The sequence below is a fragment of the Halococcoides cellulosivorans genome (assembly GCF_003058365.1).
Classification (GTDB): Archaea; Halobacteriota; Halobacteria; order Halobacteriales; family Haloarculaceae; genus Halococcoides; species Halococcoides cellulosivorans.
The window spans coordinates 1,157,243-1,176,809 of the sequence record NZ_CP028858.1; the positions used below are offsets into that span (position 1 = coordinate 1,157,243).

The window sequence follows — 19,567 nt, forward strand, 5'->3', positions numbered from 1 at the left end:
CCGTCCCCCTTGGGCGTTGCCACCGTCACACTCGCCGCTCCCCGATCACCAGATCGGTCTCGCGGCGCTGTTCGGTCCGGACGATCCGACAGCCGGCGTCGATCATCGCGCGGGCGATGCCGGCGACGTCGTAGCGTTCGTGTTCGGGTGGCCCGGCCTCGAAGTCGGGCGCGGACGTCGACCAGTCGAGCACGACGAGTCGGCCGCCGGGCCGGAGCGCGGCGACGATCCCAGGGAGCGCGTCGCGAACGCCGTGATGGAAGGTGCGCAGGGACACTGCGGCGTCGAGCGATCCGTCCGCGACGGGGAGGGTGCCGTGATCGGCCCGCACGGAGTGGACGGTCGCCGGTGGGTCGCGCTCTCGATGGGCAGCGTGCATCGCTGCGGAGCGATCGATCGCCAGCACGCGACCCACGCTCTGGGCGATCGTATCGGTGTACAGCCCCGGTCCGCTGCCCAGGTCCGCGACCGTCCAGTCCGGCCGGGGATCGAGCCACGAATGCAGTTCTTCGGCCGAACAGTACCGAAACTGCCCGGGCGCTGCGAGTCGCTCGGCGGCGTCGTCGTGCATACCGACCGGTGGGGCCGCCGACGGAAGGCCCCGGCGGTCAGACCATCTCGAACAGCGCGAGGACGTCTTGCATATCGACGTCGCCGTCGCCGTCGAAGTCGAACTTCGCGTCGTTCGTGTCGTCGGTGTTCTGGAACAGGAGGTTCACGTCCGGGAAGTCGAGCTGGCGGTTCCCGTTGATGTCCTCGTAGAGGCCGTCGCCGTCGGGATCGGTCGCGTCGAGGGGCCTCGACGTCTCGGGCGTCGGACTCACGTCGAGAGCATCGAGCATGACGTCGGCGTATCGCTTGCCCAGTTCGCGATACCCCGCGGCGTCGAAGTGATACTGGTCCTGACCGCCCAGGCCCTCCGCAGAGACCACGTGCCCGTTGTCGATCACGTCGGGAATCTTGGCGACCTCCTCGTTGTGTGCGGCACACGCTCCGCCCTGGTCGGCGTACAGCATCTCGCCCGCGAGGAAGGGGACCTTTCCGATGTCGAGATCCGCACGGAGGTCCTCGTAGATGCCCTCGACGGCGTATTTCCACTCGGGGTCGCCGGTGTTGGTTTCGCCCTGGTGGAGCAAGATCCCCTTGATCGTGCCGACTTTCTGGGCTTGCTGGGCCAGGTCGAGCAGCCATTGGTACCCGCCCGGGAAATCGCGAGGCACCGAGTACTCTCCCGTTCCGATCGGCGCGCCCTTCTCGAACAGCGCGATGTCACACCCGCTGACGGCGGCGGGGACCAGGCCGATCACCACGTCGTCGGGCGTCTCTTTGGCCATCTTCTTTCCGAAGTAGTCGCCCGGCCCGATCCCCGCCCAGCAGCGGTTCAAGGGTGGTTCGGCCAGGTACCAGGTGCCGTACGCTCGATTCAGGTCGGGACAGGTCTTGTCCTGGAGGACGCGCACGTCCTCGCGGGTCTGTTCGTCTTCTGGCTCGACCGTCCCCTGGCCCTCCATGTTGGATTGGCCGAAGAGGAGATAGATGTGGACGTTCTCCGGATCGACCGCGGGCGGCGCTTCCGTCGCCCCGGACGCGGTCCCGGCCCCCGCGAGTCCGAGTGTCGCGGCCGCCCCAGCGCTCAACACCCCCCGACGCGACCACTGCGTGTTCGGTGTATCCGATCTGTCTGGATCAGCCGCTGGGTCGCCCATATGAAATTCCCCTGCCTTTGATACGGTTTCGCGGTCGAAAAAATTATCGATGATTGCCTGATTGAACGACGATAAATATCGTCGATTGCTGCTCTGATTGGCCTCGAAATAGTTCCAATCTCCAACCGAAATACCTCGTTTGAAACCGCTTCTCGATTCCAGTAGGGCCGGACGTCGAGAGCGGCGAGACAACAGATGTCGAGTTCGTCGTTCGACTGTCTGCTCACCGTTGGACTGCGGGTCGTCGGACAGTGGCGGACCGGGCGTCGCTCGACGCTACGGTCAGACCATCTCGAACAGCGCGAGCACGTCCTGCATGTCGACAGTTCCCTCACCGGTGAAATCGTAGAAGTTCGCGTTGTCCTGGACCGCCTGACCGTCCGTATTCTGGAACAACGTATTGACGTCGGGGAAGTCGACGCGGTCGTTCCCCGAGAGGTCCTCGTACAGGCCGTCGCCGTCGGGATCGGTCGCTCCCGACGGGTACGTCGGCGTCTCGGGGGTCGGCTCGGGTGGCGGACTCACGTCGAGCTGGTCGAGCATGACGTCGGCGTACCGCCGTCCGAATTCGCGGTACGCTTCGCTCGTAAAGTGCGCGACGTCCTGGCCTTCGAGGCCCTCGGCGGAGACGACGTGCGCGTTGTCGATGAGATTGGGCAGTGTGTTGATCTCATCGTTGTGGAGGCCACAGCACCCGCCCTGTGACTCGTACAGCAGTTCGCCGGCGAGCAAGGGGACCGTCCCGATGTCGAGATCCGCACGGAGGTCCTCGTAGATGCCCTGGACCTGATCTTTCCACTCGGGGTCGCCGGTGTTGGTTTCGCCCTGGTGGAGCAAGATTCCCTTGATCGTGCCGACTTCCTGGGCTTGCTGGGCCAGGTCGAGCAGCCATTGGTACCCGCCCGGGAAATCGCGAGGCACCGAGTACTCTCCCGTTCCGATCGGCGCGCCTTTCTCGAACAGCGCGATGTCACAGCCGCCGACTGCGGCAGGGACGAGTCCGATCACGACGTCGTCGGGCGTCTCCTGGGCCATCCGTTTCCCGAAGTAGTCGCCCGGTCCGAGTTTCCCCCAGCACCGATTCAGGGGTGGTTCGGCGACGTACCAGGTGCCGTACTCCCGATCGAGGTTCGAACAGGTCTTGTCCTGGAGCACGCGCACGTCGTCGCGAGTCTCGCGGTCCTGTGGCTCTATCGGACCGACCCCTTCCATGTTGGACTGGCCGAAGAGGAGATAGATGTGGAAATTCTCCTCGCTCACCGACGTCGGCGGCGCTTCCGTCGCGGCCGAGGCCGCTCCGATCGCCCCTAATCCGAACGCAGTGGCGGCACCCGCGCTGAGGACGCCTCGGCGCGACACGGTGGTCCGATCTGTACGACGACTGCCGTCTCCCTCTGGAGTAGTCACGGCGGATTCCCCGTTGTTTGCATACAATGCTCAGGGCGAAAAATTCACCGATCCGTTGCAGTCCGTCGGTCGGGGCGTGCGTTCAAGAGGCTCCGCTACGAGGAATAGCCCGATGACCGAACATCCGATGTCGGGGGTCGATCTGACCGACACCAGCGTGACGATCGTGGGGGCGGGGATCGGGGGCCTCTCCACGGCGGCGTACTGCGCCGACGCGGGCGCGGACGTGACGGTTCTCGAACGGCACGACCAGGTCGGTGGTGTCGCCCGGACGATCGAGGCCGATGGCTTCCAGTTCGACGCCGGGCCCTCCTGGTATCTCATGCCCGAGGTGTTCGAGCGGTTTTTCGGCCAGTTCGATCGCTCGCCCGACGACTACTACGAGTTGGAGGAACTCGATCCGCAGTACAGGGTGTTCTGGACCGACGGCGATCGCGTAACCGTTCCGCCCGATCGGGATGCCGTCCGGGAGATCTTCGAGTCCTACGAGGACGGGGCTGGCGCGGCGTTCGATCGGTACATCGAGCGGGCGGGCGAGGCCTACCACCTCGGGATGGATCGGTTCGTCTACGTCGATCGGTCCCGACTGCGCGATTTCCTCGATCTGGACGTGCTCCGATCGGCGCGAGCGCTCGGCCTCGTTCGATCGATGGACGGTCACGTCGCCCGATACTTCGACGTGCCAAAGCTCCAGCAGCTCCTCCAGTACACGCTCGTCTTTCTGGGGGGCGCGCCCCACAACACGCCGGCGCTGTACTCGATGCTCGCCTACGCCGATTTCGAGGGGCACGTCCACTACCCCGACGGCGGGATGATCGCGGTCGTCGACGGCATCGCCACGCTCGCCCGCGAGCGCGGCGCGACCATCGAGACCGGGACGCCGGTCACCTCGATCGAACCGACCGACGACGGACTGCGCGTCGAGACGGCCGAGCGAACCCACGAAACCGATCGCGTCGTCGCGAACGCACCCCGGCCTCACGTCGAACGCGACCTGCTGGCACCCCGGTACCGCGACAAGGACCCAGAATTCTGGGACTCGCGCACCTACGGGCCCTCGGCCTATATGCTGTATCTCGGTGTCGAAGGCTCGGTCGATCCGCTGGCTCACCACACGCTCGTCCTCCCGACCGACTGGGATCCACATTTCGAGGCCATCTTCGACGATCCGGGCTGGCCCGACGACCCGGCCTTCTATCTGAGCGTGCCCTCACAGACCGATCCGAACGTCGCGCCGGATGGCCACCACGCGCTGGTCGCACTCGTCCCGATCGCACCCGATCTGGCGGACGGGCGAGACGTTCGCGATCGGATGCGTGAGACCATCCTCGATCGCATCGAGAGCGAGGCTGGTGTCGACCTTCGCGATCGGATCGTCCTCGAACGCGAGGTGTGCGTCTCGGAGTTCGCTGATCAGTACTCGTTGCCCCAGGGCACGGCGCTGGGACTGGCCCACACGCTCCGCCAGAGCGGTCCGCTCCGGCCCGGGCATCGCTCGGCGGCCTGTCCGGGGCTGTACTACGCAGGATCGTTCGTCCGCCCGGGGATCGGCGTCCCGATGACGGTGATCAGCGGCGAACACGCCGCTCGGGCGGTTGCGATGGACGTCACCTGACGCCGACCACCACGCTGAAGCCCGGTGACGGCCAAGGTCGTCCATGGCTGTGATTCCCGATTACGAGGTGCTCGGGTCGACGGAGGGCATCGCACTCGTCCAGCACGCTCGGGCGTCGATCGCCGCGGCGTTGAACGACGACCCCACCCCCGACCCACCCGACAACGACGGGCTTCGCGTCGATCGTGGCGCGTTCGTCACGATCAGAAAAGACGGCGAGATGCGCGGCTGTATCGGCCGGCCGACGCCGCGTCGCCCGCTCGCAGTGACCGTCGGTGAGGTCGCCGTCGCGGCGGCGACCGACGACCCCAGATACCCCGCGATGGAGGCCGACGAACTCGACGACGCGCTCATCACGGTCAGTGTCCTGACGCATCCGGAAGCGATCGACGCCGACGAACTGAGCGGGTATCTCGATGCCATCGAGGTGGGCCGGGACGGCCTGATCGTCGAGCAGGGCTCACACCGGGGATTGTTGCTCCCGCAGGTCGCCGTCGACAACGACTGGACCGCCCAGAAGTTCCTCGTCGAGACCTGTCGAAAGGCTCAGCTGACGGGGACTGCGTACGTCGAACCGGAGACGACCGTGAAGCGCTTTTCCGCCCAGAAGTTCACCGAAAAGTGGCCAAGCGGCGAGATCACTCAGCGGAACTACATCGAGTGATGGCGGACCTGGAACCCAAGACCGATCAGTACGAGCGGATGCTTGCCGAGGCGATCGATCTGGCGAACGTCGCTTCGGTCGACGGTCTCGATGGCGATCCGGGCGCGGAGTGTCTGGAGATGGCCCAGGCCTATCTCGACGACGGACGACACTTTCGGGCCACCGACGACCCGGTGAACGCGCTCGCGGCGTACTCGTACGCGTACGGCTGGCTCGACGCCGGCGCACGCATCGGCGTGCTGGACGTGCCACGCGACGACGAGCGGTTCACCGTCGCATAGCTTGCGACGCGCGTGGAGTTACATCCCCATGTCGGCGGCGGCGTCGGGGATCGGGAGCTCGCGTGGCTCGACGCCGAGCAGTTCGGCAGCGTGATCGAGTGCCATGTCGAACCCGTAGTACCGCTCGCGTTCCTCACCACCGGCCCGAACGGCGAGCATGGCGTACCCCTCGGTGTTCTGTGCGACCGTGACGCGCTGTCCACCCCGCGAATAGCGGAGTTGGCGCTCGGTGTCCGTCTCCACGTAGTCGGCCTCGATGTCGTCTGAATGCCCCATCTGGCGGTCCCTGGCACCCCGGACCGAAAGCTGTGTCGCCGTCGTCAGCGATTAGTGAGCGCCGACCGAACGCCGATCATGGCCGACACCGCCGACAGCACGCCGACGGACCCACTCCCCGACCGCGCACCGCCGGACCGCTCCACTGCGCCACAGTCGCCCGCCACATCGCGACAGATCGCGACCGGGGCGGCGATTGCGACGCTGATCGTACTCGCGATCGTCACCCTCGTCGTCGTACTCTGAAGCCCACTCGCCCGCTGAATCGAAGATTCGGCCGCCGATCAGGGCTCGCCGTACTTCTCGCGGAACTCGACGATCAACTGGCCCATCTTCGCGTACCAGTCGTTCAGCGTGCGCTGCATCTCGTCGGCCACCTGATCGGGGTCGGTCGGTCTGTAGACGTGATAATAGCCGCCCTGGTCGTAGTTGACCTGCTCTTTACGGATGAACCCGGCCTTCAGCAGGCGCTGAATCGATCGATACGCCGTCGATCGCTCGCGATCGACCTGGTCAGCGACCTCGTCGACGGTCAACGGGTCGTCGCTCGCAGTCAGTTCACCGAACACCTCTTGATCGAGATCCTTGAGACCGTAGACACACTCCAGGAGCCCTTCACAGGCGATCTCTTGAGAGAGCTGTTCGGACATCGACGCTGGCATGTCCGCACGTACGCCGAGAGCGCTCAAAAGCCTTGTGAGAACTGCACACGATTCAGCGCCCCGCCGGACGGGCCAGGCCCGCCGGCGCTCTGTCGGTCGACTGTCGAACGGACGTTCTCTCACGGGAACCAATTGGTGGTCCCGGGCGTGTCCTCCGGCGAGACAGCTTCGACGGGTCGGCATCGGACCGTCTGGGAGATTCAGCGGTATTGTATAGAGCATTCAAAACTGTTAAGGTGGACCCGATACAACCAGTGGGTGTAATGAGTGACAGCGACGACATCGAGAGCATCCGAGAGCAAAAGAAAGCACAGATGATGGGGGACGGCGGTGCGTCCGCAAACGCGGCCGAATCGGCAGGAGCGCCCGCCGACCCCATCCACGTCGAGGGGGCCGACCACCTCGGGGAGATCGTTCAGGAGTACGACGTGGTCTTCGCGGACTTCTACGCTGACTGGTGTGGACCGTGCAAGATGCTCGAACCGATCGCTGAGGACATCGCGGCGGAGACCGACGCCGCGGTCGCCAAGGTCGACGTCGACGCCCACCAGCAACTCGCTGCGCAGTACCGCGTCCAGGGCGTCCCGACGGTCGTGATCTTCGGGCAGGGCGAGGTTGCCGAACAGCTCACTGGCGTCCGTGACAAGACCCAGTATCTCGATCTGATCGAGCGGGTTGGGGCCTGAGCGCAGTACAGGTTCACCGACGGCGTTCGATTCTGTAGCGAACGAACACGACTGCGTTCGGAGACGATGGTTTTCTGCGGCACCCTCCGTCTCAGATCGCGAGGTACTCCGCAGTCGCCTCGGCGTCGGCGAGCGTCTCGCCGTCGAGTTCGGCCCCGATGACGCCTCGTTCCATGGCGTAACACCGGTCGGCCATCGCGCGGATCACTTCGAGGTTCTGCTCGACGAACAGGATCGTCGTGTCCAGGTCGGCGTTGATCGCCCGCATGTCCTGGTGGATCTGTTCGACGATCGACGGCTGGATCCCCTCCGAGGGTTCGTCGAGCACGAGCAGGTCGGGATCGCCCACCAACGCTCGCCCGATCGCGAGCATCTGCTGTTGCCCGCCGGAGAGCGAACCGGCCCGCTGGTCGGCCCGCTCTTCGAGAATCGGGAAGTACTCGTAGATCCGATCGAGTGGGGGGTCGTCGTCACCGAGCACCGACCTGGGATCGGCGAGGACGCCTCGAACCCGCTCGATCGGGCCGGCGGTCCCCGTGTTGACCGTCCCGCCCATGCGGAGGTTCTGCTCGACGGTCAGATCCGGGAAGACGTCCCGCCCCTGTGGGATGTACCCCATCCCCATGCGCGCCCGGACGTCGGCGGGCGCGTGGGTCACGTCGTCGCCGTCGAAGGTGATCGTCCCCGTCGTCGGGTCGAGAAGACCCATCACGGTCTTGACGAGCGTGGTCTTGCCGACGCCGTTTTTGCCCATGACGCCGACGATTTCGCCCCGCTCGACGGTCACGGAGACGTCTCGCAACACGGGCGTGTGGTGATAGCCCGCCGTCAGGCCCTCGATCTCAAGCATCGCTCTCACCACCCAGATAGATCCGGCGGACCTCCGGATCGTCACGGATCTCCTCGATCGGGCCCTCCCGGAAGATCTGGCCCTGGTGGAGGACGGTCACCTCGTCAGCGATCTTTGCGACGAAGTCGGTGTCGTGTTCGATGACGACGAACGCGATCCCGCGCTCGGTGTTGAGCGTCTGAATCCGGTCTGCGATCTCGTCGCGTTCCTCCATCGACAGTCCCGCGACGGGTTCGTCGAGCAAGAGCAGATCGGGATCGAGGGAGGCGGCCATGCCGATTTCGAGTTGCTGTTGTTGCCCGTGAGCCAGATCGCCCACGAGGTCGTCGGCCCGATCCGCGAGTCCGACGATGTCGAGCGTCTCCTCGATTCTCGCCTCGCGGTCGGCACCGCTGAGGAACCGCTGGATCGGGAGCCGGACGTTCTCGCGGACCGACAACTCCTCGTAGACGCTGGGGACCTGGAACTTGATCGAGATGCCCCGTCGGATGCGCTCGTGGGGTTCGAGGTCGGTGATCTCCTGGCCGTCGTAGAAGATCCGCCCCGAGGTCGCGTCGTGGGTGCCCGTGATGAGTTTCATCAGCGTGGACTTGCCCGCGCCGTTCGGCCCGATCAGACAGTGCATCTCGCCGGCCTCGACCGCGAAGTCTACGGTCTCGACCGCGTGGAACCCGCCGAAGCTCTTGAGGAGGGCGTCGGTCTGGAGCAGCGTGTCGGTCCCACTGCCGGTGAGGATCTGAGCCTCGCTCTGTCTGGCGTCGGGGTACTTGCTGCCGGCCTTGACACTCTCTTGAGCGTCGTCAGTACTCATCGGTCGGTCACCTCCCCGTCACCGTCGGCGCGCAGCGGCGTCGACCCCAGCTTGTCGCGCACTAGCTGTGGCATCCGGCGAACCGTCGAGGGCAGTCGTCGAATGCGGCCGGGGAGCGAGCGGACGCCGGCGACGATCCGCGGCCACCCGTCGGCCACCCGTGGCACGACCCCGTCGGGGAAAAACAGGATCGTGACGACGAGCAGCGTACCGATCGCGATCAGCGCGAAATCCGGGAGATTGATGCTCAGCCACCGATTGCCCCACGCGACCGCGAGCGTCCCGACCGTCGCGCCGATCAGACTCTTCCGGCCGCCGACGCTGACCCAGACCACGGGAAGGGCCGCAAAGGACAGCGAGAACACGTCGGGGCTAACGTAACTGCCCCATGCGGTGTTGAGGACGCCGCCCAGCCCCGCGAGCGCGCCGCCCAGCGTGAACACGAGCAGTTTGACCCGGCGAACGTCGTAGCCGAACATCCGGGTGCGATCCTCGTCTTCGCGGACGGCGACCGCGACACGGCCGAAATCCGAATTGACCAGCCAGCGCAACCCGAGGAAGGTCACCACGAACAGCGCGAGTACGAACCAGTAATATCGTGCGTTCGTGATCGCGACCGCGACCGGGCCCGCGCCGAGTTCGAACGCCGGGATGTCGGGCATGCCGTTGAACCCACCGAGGGCGGCCGATCCGATCGTCCACTCGTCGCCCGCCGTCTGGGCCATGAACGTATGCAGCACGAGCGAGGTCACCAGCGTGATGATCGTGACGTAGACCTCGGTCACGCCGCCGTAGAACATGAAATAGCCCAATAGTGCCGCCAGCAGCGCGCCGATGGCGACGCTGGCGACGACGCCGACCGTGATGCCCAGCGGCGACGCGAAATTGATCGTGATGACGCCGAACGCGTAGCCCGCCGCCCCGAAGAAGGCGACCTGGCCGAAACTCAGGATGCCACCGTACCCCCAGACGAGCGCGAGACTCACGCCGAGGAACGCGTAGGCGATGAACTGGGCGTCCTGGTAGGCGGGATACTGGCCCGCGAACAGGGGGTAGGCGACCGCGAGGACGACCAGCGCGACGAACCCGGCCCAGAACGACCACGACGCTCCGACGGTGTTCGGGCCGATAAAGGGCCGTCGGAGCGGATCGAGCGCCGAGCGGACCGGATCCAGCCGTCGATCGAGACGGGCGTAGCCGTTCGTGATCGTGTCGATCACGACTCGTTCACCCCCCGGCGCTCACGGACCGACTCGACCAGCCCCGAGACCCCCGTCGGAAGGAAACGGAGCACGAGAATCGCGACGACGAGCAGCGCGATCCGGCCGAAAAACGAGTTACCCGTGAGGTTGTCGACGGTCGCGCTGATCGCCGCGAGGACGCCCCCGCCGAGCAGCGTTCCGAGGATGACGCTCGTCCCGCCGACGACGACGGCGACAAAGGCCTCGACGAGGAACTGACTGCCCAGACCGGGCCCGATGCTCAAGGTTGGGGCGTAGAGTGCGCCCGTGAGGCCGGCGAGTCCCGATCCGACCGCGAACGTCGTCATGTAGGTCCGATCGGTGTCGACGCCCAGCGATCGGGCCATCGGTTCGTCCTGGATCGTCGCCCGCGCGCGTCGCCCCCAGGCCGTCCGGGTGAACAGGACGTACATCCCGGCGACGACGGCGACGCTCGCACCCGCGAGGACGACGCCGTACATCGACGTCGAGAACGCGCCGTAGTGGATACTGCCCAGGGGCGTCCCGATCGAGGGCAACGAATCACCGAAGACGATCCGGCCGCCCTCGATCATCACGAGGCTGACGCCCCAGGTCGCGACCATCGAGTCGAACAGCCGATCGTACAGCGGTTCGATCACCGGCCGGCCGATCGTCTTCTGGGCGATCCAGTTTGGGACCGCCCCGGAGACGATGACGCGCTCGACGACGAACCCGATGCCCGCCGCCGCGAGCACGCCGGCGATCATCGCGACCGGCAGGGGTGCGCCGGCGTTGGCGGTGAGCGTCGTGCCGTACGCACCGACCATGATGAACTCGCCGTGAGCGAGGTTGATCACGCCCATGATGCCGAAGATCACCGCCAGGCCCACCGCCGCGAGGACGATAAAGGCGAAGTCGTTCAGGAACTGGAGCGCCAAATTGAACGCCTGATACAGCGGCCCGAGCAGGCCGGCGGCGTCGAGAAACTGGACGAACGCGTCGAGAAGCCCCACGACGGCGTCCAGTGCCCGGCCGGGCAGGCCCAGCGCTCGCTGGAGGATCGACGCCGGCCCTCCACTCGACCCGCGCTGAACGAGGGCCCCGGAGACGGTCGGGACCCCCGCCAGCACGATTCCGAGGAGGCCAACGGCCGCCGTCCGGGACCCTCGCCCCATTACTCGGCCTCCTCGTAGTAGTCTTTGGGAGTGTACTGGGTCTCCTCGTCTTCGGCGGTCAGATCACACCCGACCGTGTCGAGCAGGAAGGTCTCGTCGATCACGCGGTCGTCGACGGCCTCCAACTCGTGGTTCTCGTCGGCGCGCATCGCCCACATGTGGTGGTTGACGTGGTGGGTCTCGGGCACCAGGTCGATCTCTTCCTCGCCCGGCGCTTCGGGGGCCCCGTAGGAGATGCCCGACTCCAGGGCCTCCTTGACGGCCTCCTGCTCGAAGGTGCCGGCCTGTTCGACCGCCTGCTTGTACATGTAGATGCTGAAGTAGTTGTTCTCGGCCTCCTCGTTGAGGTACGGCGCGTCGGGGAACTTCTCGTAGTACCGGTCGACGAACCCGCCGTCGCGGGTGTTGCGCTCGGTCGGAATCTCTTCCATGTAGTTGACCCCGGCGTAGACGTTCGCGAGCGCGGGTGGGTCGAGGGTGAGGTGTTCGTAGCCCTGAGCCATCGCCGTCGAGGTCCCGATGGGAACCTCCATCCCGGCGGACGCCTTCTGCTCGTAGAAGGCGGTGTGGTTGTTCCCGACGAGCATGCTCATCACGAAGTCGGGGTCGGCCTCCTGGATCCGGTTGATCGAGGAACTGAACGAGGAACTCGACAGCGGGATGAACTCCTCGTCGATCACTTCGGCGTCGTTCTCGTTCGCGAGGACCTTCACCCAGTCCGCCGAGAGCTGCCCGAAGTTGTAGTCCGCGGCGATCGTGTAGATGCGCGGGCCGTACTCCTCGACGAGGTAGGGCAGGACCATCCCGAGTTGCTGGCGGGCGGTCGGCCCGACCGCGAAGACGTTCTTGTCACAAACGCCGCCCTCGTACTGGGTCGTATAGAAGTACAGCTGGTCGTTCTCGTCGACGATCGGTCGAATCGCCTCGCGGGTCGCAGAGGAGTAGCCCGCCCACATCGCGTCGACCGATTCTTGCTGGATGGCCTGACGGGTCAGCTGTTGATACCGCTGATTGTCCGACTGTGGATCGGGGTCGAACACCTCGATCTCGGTGTCCATGATCCCGCCGTCGGCGTTGATCTCCTCGATGGCGAGCATGCTCGCGTTGTACTTCGGCGTGCCCACCTTCGAGAAGTTCCCAGAGCGGTCTTCGAGGACGGCGAGTTTCACCGTCGAATCGCCGCCACCCACGGCGCCGCCCTGGTCATCGCCGCCACAGCCTGCGAGCGCGGCGACCGCCGTGGCCCCGCCAGCGGCCAGGAAATTCCGTCGGGAGACGTATTCTGATTTCACGCCTTTTCACCCCAAAAGTTTCCGGATCGTGCGGAATCGGGGGAGACAGTTAGTGGACGTTTCGTCATTTTCTTTCTAAGTGGTCGATCTCTCATGTTGCAACCAGGCGATCCGATGACGCTGATAGATAAAAGGCTTGTGTAGGGCGTATTAATACCATAGATATGTCCTAATATTCCTTGATCGAGTGGCGCGTGGGACTCGAAATCACGCGCAATTATTGCACGGTTCGCGAGGGCTTTTGAGACGACAGTGAAATCGTCTCCCACCGTGCCAATCGACTTACCACACCGTGATTTAGTCCTTGTTCGTCCAGTTTTCCTCCGTAAACATCGAACGGGGGGTGAACGGTGACCGCTCCGGGTGCGGTCACGACGGGCGAGGACCCCGTCTCCATCAACGAGGGGCGCGACCGCCGGTCCGTGACCGTCGCGAACACCGGGGACCGGCCGGTCCAGGTCGGCTCTCACGCCCATTTCTTCGAGGCGAACGACGCGCTCGAATTCGACCGCGAGGCCGCCTTTGGCTTCCGCCTGGACGTGCCCGCGGGCACCGCGATCAGGTTCGAACCCGGTGACGAGCAACCGGTCGATCTGGTCGCGATCGGTGGCGAACGGCGTCTCCTCGGGATGAACGGGCTGACCGGCGGCAATCTGGACGATCCCGACGTTCGCGAGGCCGCCCTCGACCGCGCTCGTGCGGAGGGGTATCTGTGACCGACATCGATCGCGACCGGTACGCCGGCCTGTACGGCCCGACGACGGGCGATCGGGTCCGTCTGGGTGACACCACACTCGAAGCCGAAATCGAGCGTGACCTCCGAACGGCGGGCGAGGAGGCCGTCTTCGGCGGCGGGAAGACCCTGCGCGACGGGATGGGGATGGCCCCCGAAGCGACCAGTGAGGACGCGCTGGATTACGTGATCCCGAACGCGACGGTGATCGATCCGCTCCTCGGCATCTTCGCCGCCGACGTGGGGATTTCGGATGGGCTGATTGCGGGCGTCGGGTCGGCGGGCAACCCCGACACCATGGACGGTGTCGACATGGTGGTCGGCCCGGGCACCGACGCCTATCCCGCCGAGGGGATGATCGTCACCCCCGGGGGGCTGGACGTTCACGTCCACTTCAACTCCGCCCAACTCGTCGATCACGCGCTCGCGAGCGGGATCACGACGATGCTCGGTGGCGGGTTCGGCGGCGGCGCGACGACCTGTACGCCCGGCCCGCACAACATCGAGCAGTTCCTCCGGGCGGCCGAGGACTGGCCGGTCAACGTCGGCTTCTACGGGAAGGGTTCGGCGAGCGCGCCCGACGCCCTGCGCGAGCAGGTCGAAGCGGGCGCCTGCGGCCTCAAACTCCACGAGGACTGGGGGTCGACACCCGCCGCGATCGATACGTGTCTCTCCGTTGCCGAGGAGACCGGCGTCCAGGTCGCGATGCACACCGACACGCTCAACGAAGCGGGATTCGTCGAGAACACCGCCGACGCGATCGGAGAGCGGCCGATCCACCTGTTCCACATCGAAGGCGCGGGCGGCGGTCACGCCCCCGACATCGTGGAACTCGCCGGGGAGTCCCACGTCCTGCCCTCCTCGACGAACCCCTCGATGCCGTACACCGCGAACACCGTCGACGAACACCTCGATATGGTGATGGTCTGTCATCACCTCGACGACGACGTCCCCGAGGACGTCGCGTTCGCGGAATCGCGCGTGCGTGCCGAGACCATCGCCGCCGAGGACGTCCTCCACGACGAGGGCGCGATCGCGATGACGACCTCCGACTCCCAGGCGATGGGCCGGATGGCCGAGGTGATCTGCCGGACCTGGCAGACGGCAGATAAGATGAAACGGCAGCGCGGGCCCCTGCCCGCCGACGAGGGGACGGGTGCCGACAACGCGCGCATCGAGCGCTACATCGCGAAGTACACCATCAACCCGGCGATCACGGCGGGCATCGATGCCCACGTCGGGTCGCTCGAACCCGGGAAACTCGCGGATCTCGTGCTCTGGGATCCGGCCTTCTTCGGGATCAAACCCCAGGTCACGTTCAAAGGCGGGTTCCCCGCGTACTCCGCGATGGGCGAGGCCAACGGATCGCTGATGACCTGTGAGCCGATCGTCCAGCGCGAGCGCGCCGGCGCGCAGGGCACCGCGAAAAACGCCGCCTCCCTGCGCTTCGTCAGCGAGGCCGCCGCCGAGGGCGGGATCGACGAGGCCTACGACCTGGAGACGCCGGTCGTCCCGATCGACGCCCGCGACGTCTCGAAAGCCGACATGGTGGGTAACGACGCCACGCCCGACATCGACGTCGACCCCGAGACGTTCACCGTCCGGGTCGACGGCGAGGTCGTGACGTGTGAACCGAGCGATGAAATCGCCCTCGCCCAGCGGTACGTCCTATGAACCTCTCACCCAAGGACCGCGAACGACTGCTCGTGTTCATGGCGGCGGAACTCGCTCGCCGTCGCCACGAGCGAGGCATTGCGCTGAACCACCCCGAGACGGTCGCGTACATCTCCGACTGGATCTTCGAGCGCGCCCGCGAGGGCGAATCGGTCGCGGAGATTCGCGCCGAGGCGACCCAACTGCTCGATCCCGCGGACGTCATGGACGGCGTCCCCGCAATGATCGACATGATCCAGGTCGAACCGACCTTCCCCGACGGGACGAAACTCGTGACCGTTCACGACCCGATCCGGGCCGCTCCGGAGGCCGCGACCGACGGCGGAGTTGCTCTGGACACACAGACCGATCCCCCGGAGGACGAGTCGTGAGCGCCCGCGACGTGGCGACCGTCGGCATCGGCGGGCCCGTTGGCTCCGGGAAGACCGCGCTGATCGAGGCGCTGGTCCCGCACCTGACCGACCACGATCTCGGCCTGATCGCCAACGACATCCTCACGCGCGAGGACGCCGACCGCCTGCAATCGCGCTTCGCGGGCGAGATCCCCGAAGACCTCATTGCCGGCGTCGAGACCGGGGCCTGCCCGCACACCGGGATTCGCGAGGACCCCTCGATGAACCTCGATCAGATCGCCCAGTTCCTCGACGCCCATCCCGACCTCGATCTGGTGCTCGTCGAGTCGGGTGGGGACAACCTCGCCGCGACCTTCAACCCCGAACTCGCGGATTACTCGCTGTATGTCATCTCGGTCGCCGAGGGCGGGGACATCCCACGCAAGCGCGGACCGGGGGTCGTGGACTGTGACCTGCTCGTTATCAACAAGACCGACCTCGCCGAACACGTCGACGTCGACCTCGATGCGATGGTTGCGGACGCGCGTGCGGTCCGCGATGGGCCAGTCCTCACGACGAACGCCCGGACTGGCGAGGGGGTCGCCAGGGTGGCCGAGCAGTTCACACGCGGGGTGTTGCTGGCCTGATGGCCGCCGATCGACCCGGATTCGAGGCGTACGCCGACGAGTCTCCGCCCGGCCCGTCGGTCGGCGCGGCGGGCACGGACGGCCGACTCGAACTCGAATTCGGCGCGACCGAGGGCGGGACCGCGCTCGTTCGGGATTACGCCCGCTCGCCGTTCCACGTCACCGGAACGCTGCCCGATCCGATCGATCGCGCGACGGCGGTCTGTGTCCAGTCGCCCGCGGGCGGGATCGCCCAGGGCGACCGCCGTGCAGTCGACGTCTCGGTCGGCCCCGAGGCCGTCGCGCGCGTCACCACCGGCAGTGCGACGAAGGTGTTCGGGATGGACGCCAACTACGCCACCGAGCAGGTCCGGCTGACCGTCGAGCGCGGCGGCCACCTCGACTGGCGACCGAAAGCGTCGATCCTCAAAGCCGGCGCGCGCCTGGATCGACGCCTTGACCTCTCGGTCGGGGCCGCGGCCAGCGCGATCGTCGGGTCGATCGTCGTCCCCGGACGCCTCGCACGCGGCGAGCGGTACGCGTTCGACCGGTATCGCGCGGCGGTCCGGATCGAGGGTCCCGGGGGCCGCCTCGCGACCGATCGGACGGACCTCGCGCCCGACGAGCAGGGGGCGCTCACCGCGATCGGCGGCGCGGAGGGCATCGTCCTGGGCGATCTGTACGTCGTCGCGCCGGACGGCGACGCCGACGCGCTGAGCGATCGACTCCACGCGGCCGTCGACGGCCCCGCCCGGGCCGGCGCGAGCACCCTCCCCCGCGGCGCGGGCGTGCTCGTCCGGGTCGTCGCGCCCGCCGCCGACCCGGTCCGGACCGCGATCGCGGCCGCCCACGACGCCGCACGCCGTTCGCTCCTCGGGGGGCCAGCGTGATCGTCGCTGATACGTATCTCGGCCGTGTGTCAGCCCTGGAGTGCGATCCAGCGGTGACCGTCCGCCTCGACGCCGACGAGCGCCGGCGTTCGCGCGTGCGAACGACGACCGAGCGCGGGACCGAGATCGGCGTGATCGTCGGGCGACGCCTCCGGACGGGTGACGTGATCGCGAGCGACGACCGGCGCTTCGTCGTCGAAATCGAACCGGTCGACGCGCTCGCGATCGATCTGGGCGACCCCGATCCACTGTCGACGCTCGAACTCGGCCACGCGATCGGGAACCGTCACTGGGAGGTGGCGATCGAGGACGGTGTCGCCGTCGTCCCGGTCGCGGACTCCGTCGAGCGCACTCGCGAGCGAATCGCTGACGCCCTGCCCACGAGCGCGACGATCGAGGAGCGCGACGTCTCGCCGGCGGTCTTCGAAGACGGACCAGATCACGGCCACAGTCACGAACCGCCCCGCGACGGTCACACCCACGACCACGGTGACGACGCCCACGACCACACCCGCGTCGACGGCCGACAGGCCCACCAGGAGGATTCGTCGTGACCGACCTCGCGGCGTTCCAGCTCGCGGATTCGTTTCTCCCCACGGGGAGTTACGCTCACTCCTACGGCCTCGAACAGTGCGTCGTCGACGATCGCGTCGGGTCGGTCGACGAGCTTCGGGGCTTTCTCGATCGCGCGCTCACCCGCCAGATCGGGCCAAGCGACATGGTGGCGCTCCGGGCAGCCCACCGGGCAGCGCGTGACGGCGACGTCGCGGGTGTCGTCCAGGCCGATCGTCGTCTCGAAGCCGCGACGCTGCCTGCGGAGTTCCGCGAGAGCGCGCGTCGGGCGGGCGAGCGCCTCGCGGAGATCTGGGTCGAAACCCGCGACGCTCCGCTGATCGCCAGCTATCGCGACCGCGATCCGCCACACCAGGGGCCGGCGGTGCTCGGCGCGGTCGCGGCGGTCGCGGACATCGATGCCGATCGGGCGTGTCGGCTCCACGGCTATCGCTACTGTTCGGACCTGCTCGGGGCGGGCCAGCGACTCCTCAGCCTTGGCCACACCGACGCCCAGCGGATCCTGACCGACCTCGGGCCGGCGATCGAGACGGCCGTCGCAGACAGCGCGGACCGCCCGCTCGATCGGATCGGCGGGACCACACCACTGATCGACATCGCATCGGCCAGACACGAACGCGCCGACCGGCGACTGTTCCGGAGCTAGCGCACTTAGACCGACTCGAACAGTGCGAGCACGTCGATGTCGTTGACATTTCCGTCGTCGTTGTAATCGAACAGCTCGACGTTGTTCTGGACGACTGATTCGTCGGTGTGTTGGAACAGCGTGTTCACGTCGGGGAAGTTCACGCGTCCGTCGCCGGTGAGGTCTTCGTACAGGCCGTCGTCGTCTGGATCCGTGGGTCTCGCACCGTCGATCGTGGGGGCGGCATCGACGTACTCGGAGAGGTCGTGATAGACACTCATCATGTCACCATTGGTCAGGACTGTGCTTTCGGTGGCCATCGAGACGTCGACGACTTCGATGCCAGTGAAGCCGGCCCGCTGGCCGGCCACGGTGACCCATCCCAACGTGCCCGTGGAGTCCGCGTCTGGGACCGACTCGTCGACGGTGATCGTTGCGGTCCGATCGTCGACAGTGACCGATCCCTCGATGTCTTGGCGAACGTCACCGTCGGTGATCGTTGCGACACAGGGGTTCGACACCGCGACGGTGACCGACTCCAGGTCGGGGAGCGATCCGAAATCTTCCCAGAGTACGGAGATCGGGATCGTGTCGTCGACGGGCACTGGGTGATGGATTTCGGCGATTTCGACGACGCAGTCCGGATCGTCGTGGCTCCAGTTCGCCGCCGTCGTGACGGTGTCGGACGCTCCTGTCGACGTATCGACTGCGCGGACACCGATCTCCCCGGCTGTGACGTCGGCTTTTGAGAAGACGTTGGCTTCGGTCACTCCGACCGGAACGGTATTCTCGTCCGTTCCGTCGATCGAGACGACGTATTCGTCGACGACCGAATCACAGCCGTCGGCGGGATGATCCCACGAGACGAGGACCGAATCACCCCGGTTCGGTCTGTAGTCGAGGGTCGTGGGTGGGTCCGGCCGCTCGTCCGCGACGCGAATCGTCCGCCGATCGTCTTCGACGATGCAGTCGTCACCGAGATACGATATTTCGAGAGTGACGTCCGTCGATCGACCGGCTGTCTTCCCTTGGAGCGTGAGTGTCGCGAGCGGCGGTTCGACACCGATATACCCGAACCAGGGTTCCTGAAATACCGACAGTGTGGCACGACGCCCGTCCTCGATAGTCGGTTGCGCGGTCAGATCACCGGGCGGTTCGAGGCCGGAGATCTCGACGACATCGGGGTCCTCGACTTCCACCGTTACGTCGTATCCCGCCGGCTGACAGCCCCCGACAGTCCATTTTTGAAGAACGACATCGGCAGTCACCGACTTCCCCGGTGCGACGACGTTCTGGTCCGGCCAGAGATGCGCCCGAGATGGTGGGTCGACAGTTCTTTGATCGGTCGCGACCAGTCCAGCGGCGATGTTCTGGTCTTCGCGTCCGATGCCTGCACCGACGACTCCAGCGATACTACCCCCTGCAACGACGGTTTTGAGGAACTGACGGCGTGACGAGTGCTCGCTGGCATCCGACACCTCAGATCG

The 19,567-nt window shown here is 66.4% G+C and carries 23 protein-coding genes; 12 read left to right on the forward strand and 11 right to left on the reverse strand.

Annotation, left to right across the window (positions count from 1 at the left end; genetic code table 11):
• Window positions 1-25: 25 nt before the first annotated feature.
• The 3 genes from HARCEL1_RS05650 to HARCEL1_RS05660 form a co-directional block, all read right to left on the reverse strand.
• On the reverse strand, window positions 26-571 hold the full coding sequence (locus HARCEL1_RS05650; RefSeq protein WP_108381590.1) for a class I SAM-dependent methyltransferase: 546 nt from the start codon (window positions 569-571) through the stop codon (window positions 26-28).
• A 37-nt stretch (window positions 572-608) separates the two neighbouring features.
• Window positions 609-1,637, reverse strand: a complete 1,029-nt coding sequence (locus HARCEL1_RS05655) for a sialate O-acetylesterase (protein ID WP_159077035.1) — start codon at window positions 1,635-1,637, stop codon at window positions 609-611.
• A gap of 351 nt (window positions 1,638-1,988) precedes the next feature.
• Window positions 1,989-2,966 carry a sialate O-acetylesterase gene (locus HARCEL1_RS05660; RefSeq protein ID WP_159077036.1) on the reverse strand — a complete coding sequence of 326 codons (978 nt, stop codon included), beginning with the start codon at window positions 2,964-2,966 and terminating at the stop codon, window positions 1,989-1,991.
• A gap of 259 nt (window positions 2,967-3,225) precedes the next feature.
• On the opposite strand from HARCEL1_RS05660, the gene HARCEL1_RS05665 reads away from it, so the two are divergent.
• From HARCEL1_RS05665 to HARCEL1_RS05675, 3 genes are read left to right on the forward strand one after another with little or no spacing between them, the layout of a single operon-like run.
• Window positions 3,226-4,728, forward strand: a complete 1,503-nt coding sequence (locus HARCEL1_RS05665) for a phytoene desaturase family protein (protein ID WP_325047906.1) — start codon at window positions 3,226-3,228, stop codon at window positions 4,726-4,728.
• A gap of 43 nt (window positions 4,729-4,771) precedes the next feature.
• Window positions 4,772-5,392, forward strand: coding sequence for an AmmeMemoRadiSam system protein A (amrA, locus tag HARCEL1_RS05670; protein WP_108381593.1), 621 nt, complete (start codon window positions 4,772-4,774; stop codon window positions 5,390-5,392).
• Window positions 5,392-5,673 carry a DUF357 domain-containing protein gene (locus tag HARCEL1_RS05675; protein WP_394337427.1) on the forward strand — a complete coding sequence of 94 codons (282 nt, stop codon included), beginning with the start codon at window positions 5,392-5,394 and terminating at the stop codon, window positions 5,671-5,673. The genes amrA and HARCEL1_RS05675 overlap by 1 nt, the downstream gene beginning before the upstream one ends.
• Before the next feature lie 18 nt (window positions 5,674-5,691).
• Here the strand turns inward: HARCEL1_RS05675 and HARCEL1_RS05680 are convergent, their stop codons facing one another.
• On the reverse strand, window positions 5,692-5,949 hold the full coding sequence (locus tag HARCEL1_RS05680) for a DUF7111 family protein (protein WP_108381595.1): 258 nt from the start codon (window positions 5,947-5,949) through the stop codon (window positions 5,692-5,694).
• A 54-nt stretch (window positions 5,950-6,003) separates the two neighbouring features.
• Here HARCEL1_RS05680 and HARCEL1_RS05685 point away from each other — a divergent pair, with 54 nt between their 5' ends.
• Window positions 6,004-6,195 (forward strand): DUF7550 family protein, encoded by a 192-nt coding sequence (locus tag HARCEL1_RS05685; protein WP_108381596.1) that lies wholly within the window; start codon window positions 6,004-6,006, stop codon window positions 6,193-6,195.
• A gap of 38 nt (window positions 6,196-6,233) precedes the next feature.
• Here HARCEL1_RS05685 and HARCEL1_RS05690 read toward each other — a convergent pair whose 3' ends face one another.
• Window positions 6,234-6,611: a helix-turn-helix domain-containing protein gene (locus tag HARCEL1_RS05690; RefSeq protein ID WP_108381597.1), complete on the reverse strand. Its 378-nt coding sequence runs from the start codon at window positions 6,609-6,611 to the stop codon at window positions 6,234-6,236.
• A 263-nt stretch (window positions 6,612-6,874) separates the two neighbouring features.
• On the opposite strand from HARCEL1_RS05690, the gene HARCEL1_RS05695 reads away from it, so the two are divergent.
• A complete protein-coding gene (locus HARCEL1_RS05695) occupies window positions 6,875-7,297 on the forward strand; it encodes a thioredoxin family protein (protein WP_108381598.1) in 423 nt (140 codons plus the stop codon).
• Window positions 7,298-7,388: 91 nt separating this feature from the next.
• On the opposite strand, the gene HARCEL1_RS05700 is transcribed toward HARCEL1_RS05695, so the two are convergent.
• The 5 genes from HARCEL1_RS05700 to HARCEL1_RS05720 all read right to left on the reverse strand — a co-directional run bounded on the left by HARCEL1_RS05700 (window position 7,389) and on the right by HARCEL1_RS05720 (window position 12,627).
• Window positions 7,389-8,147: an ABC transporter ATP-binding protein gene (locus HARCEL1_RS05700; RefSeq protein WP_108381599.1), complete on the reverse strand. Its 759-nt coding sequence runs from the start codon at window positions 8,145-8,147 to the stop codon at window positions 7,389-7,391.
• Entirely contained in the window at window positions 8,140-8,958 is an 819-nt protein-coding gene (locus HARCEL1_RS05705; protein ID WP_108381600.1) for an ABC transporter ATP-binding protein, read from the reverse strand. The genes HARCEL1_RS05700 and HARCEL1_RS05705 overlap by 8 nt, the downstream gene beginning before the upstream one ends.
• A complete protein-coding gene (locus tag HARCEL1_RS05710; protein WP_174182939.1) occupies window positions 8,955-10,133 on the reverse strand; it encodes an ABC transporter permease subunit in 1,179 nt (392 codons plus the stop codon). Before HARCEL1_RS05710 ends, HARCEL1_RS05705 begins: the two co-directional genes overlap by 4 nt.
• A gap of 41 nt (window positions 10,134-10,174) precedes the next feature.
• The gene (urtB, locus tag HARCEL1_RS05715; RefSeq protein ID WP_394337429.1) at window positions 10,175-11,116 is read right to left on the reverse strand and encodes an urea ABC transporter, permease protein UrtB; all 942 of its coding nucleotides are present in this window, start codon (window positions 11,114-11,116) and stop codon (window positions 10,175-10,177) included.
• A gap of 218 nt (window positions 11,117-11,334) precedes the next feature.
• A complete protein-coding gene (locus HARCEL1_RS05720) occupies window positions 11,335-12,627 on the reverse strand; it encodes an urea ABC transporter substrate-binding protein (RefSeq protein WP_108381603.1) in 1,293 nt (430 codons plus the stop codon).
• Between the two features lie 350 nt (window positions 12,628-12,977).
• On the opposite strand from HARCEL1_RS05720, the gene HARCEL1_RS05725 reads away from it, so the two are divergent.
• From HARCEL1_RS05725 to HARCEL1_RS05755, 7 genes are read left to right on the forward strand one after another with little or no spacing between them, the layout of a single operon-like run.
• Window positions 12,978-13,343, forward strand: a complete 366-nt coding sequence (locus HARCEL1_RS05725) for an urease subunit beta (protein ID WP_108381604.1) — start codon at window positions 12,978-12,980, stop codon at window positions 13,341-13,343.
• Window positions 13,340-15,034 (forward strand): urease subunit alpha, encoded by a 1,695-nt coding sequence (gene ureC / locus HARCEL1_RS05730; RefSeq protein WP_108381605.1) that lies wholly within the window; start codon window positions 13,340-13,342, stop codon window positions 15,032-15,034. Before HARCEL1_RS05725 ends, ureC begins: the two co-directional genes overlap by 4 nt.
• Entirely contained in the window at window positions 15,031-15,405 is a 375-nt protein-coding gene (locus HARCEL1_RS05735; RefSeq protein WP_108381606.1) for an urease subunit gamma, read from the forward strand. Before ureC ends, HARCEL1_RS05735 begins: the two co-directional genes overlap by 4 nt.
• Window positions 15,402-16,013 carry an urease accessory protein UreG gene (gene ureG, locus HARCEL1_RS05740; protein ID WP_108381607.1) on the forward strand — a complete coding sequence of 204 codons (612 nt, stop codon included), beginning with the start codon at window positions 15,402-15,404 and terminating at the stop codon, window positions 16,011-16,013. Before HARCEL1_RS05735 ends, ureG begins: the two co-directional genes overlap by 4 nt.
• Window positions 16,013-16,882 (forward strand): urease accessory protein UreD, encoded by an 870-nt coding sequence (locus tag HARCEL1_RS05745; RefSeq protein ID WP_108381608.1) that lies wholly within the window; start codon window positions 16,013-16,015, stop codon window positions 16,880-16,882. The genes ureG and HARCEL1_RS05745 overlap by 1 nt, the downstream gene beginning before the upstream one ends.
• 26 nt (window positions 16,883-16,908) lie before the next feature.
• The gene (locus tag HARCEL1_RS05750; RefSeq protein WP_159077037.1) at window positions 16,909-17,436 is read left to right on the forward strand and encodes a UreE family protein; all 528 of its coding nucleotides are present in this window, start codon (window positions 16,909-16,911) and stop codon (window positions 17,434-17,436) included.
• Window positions 17,433-18,101: an urease accessory protein UreF gene (locus HARCEL1_RS05755; protein ID WP_108381610.1), complete on the forward strand. Its 669-nt coding sequence runs from the start codon at window positions 17,433-17,435 to the stop codon at window positions 18,099-18,101. Before HARCEL1_RS05750 ends, HARCEL1_RS05755 begins: the two co-directional genes overlap by 4 nt.
• Before the next feature lie 5 nt (window positions 18,102-18,106).
• Here the strand turns inward: HARCEL1_RS05755 and HARCEL1_RS05760 are convergent, their stop codons facing one another.
• Entirely contained in the window at window positions 18,107-19,279 is a 1,173-nt protein-coding gene (locus HARCEL1_RS05760) for a dockerin type I domain-containing protein (RefSeq protein WP_159077038.1), read from the reverse strand.
• Between the last annotated feature and the right edge of the window lie 288 nt (window positions 19,280-19,567).

Coding starts and splice junctions, on each gene's coding strand:
- HARCEL1_RS05650 (WP_108381590.1), bottom strand. CDS start 571: ATGCACGACGACGCCGCCGAGCGACTCGCAGCGCCCGGGCAGTTTCGG.
- HARCEL1_RS05665 (WP_325047906.1), top strand. CDS start 3,226: ATGACCGAACATCCGATGTCGGGGGTCGATCTGACCGACACCAGCGTG.
- amrA (WP_108381593.1), top strand. CDS start 4,772: ATGGCTGTGATTCCCGATTACGAGGTGCTCGGGTCGACGGAGGGCATC.
- HARCEL1_RS05675 (WP_394337427.1), top strand. CDS start 5,392: ATGGCGGACCTGGAACCCAAGACCGATCAGTACGAGCGGATGCTTGCC.
- HARCEL1_RS05680 (WP_108381595.1), bottom strand. CDS start 5,949: ATGGGGCATTCAGACGACATCGAGGCCGACTACGTGGAGACGGACACC.
- HARCEL1_RS05690 (WP_108381597.1), bottom strand. CDS start 6,611: ATGCCAGCGTCGATGTCCGAACAGCTCTCTCAAGAGATCGCCTGTGAA.
- HARCEL1_RS05695 (WP_108381598.1), top strand. CDS start 6,875: ATGAGTGACAGCGACGACATCGAGAGCATCCGAGAGCAAAAGAAAGCA.
- HARCEL1_RS05700 (WP_108381599.1), bottom strand. CDS start 8,147: ATGCTTGAGATCGAGGGCCTGACGGCGGGCTATCACCACACGCCCGTG.
- HARCEL1_RS05705 (WP_108381600.1), bottom strand. CDS start 8,958: ATGAGTACTGACGACGCTCAAGAGAGTGTCAAGGCCGGCAGCAAGTAC.
- HARCEL1_RS05735 (WP_108381606.1), top strand. CDS start 15,031: ATGAACCTCTCACCCAAGGACCGCGAACGACTGCTCGTGTTCATGGCG.
- HARCEL1_RS05745 (WP_108381608.1), top strand. CDS start 16,013: ATGGCCGCCGATCGACCCGGATTCGAGGCGTACGCCGACGAGTCTCCG.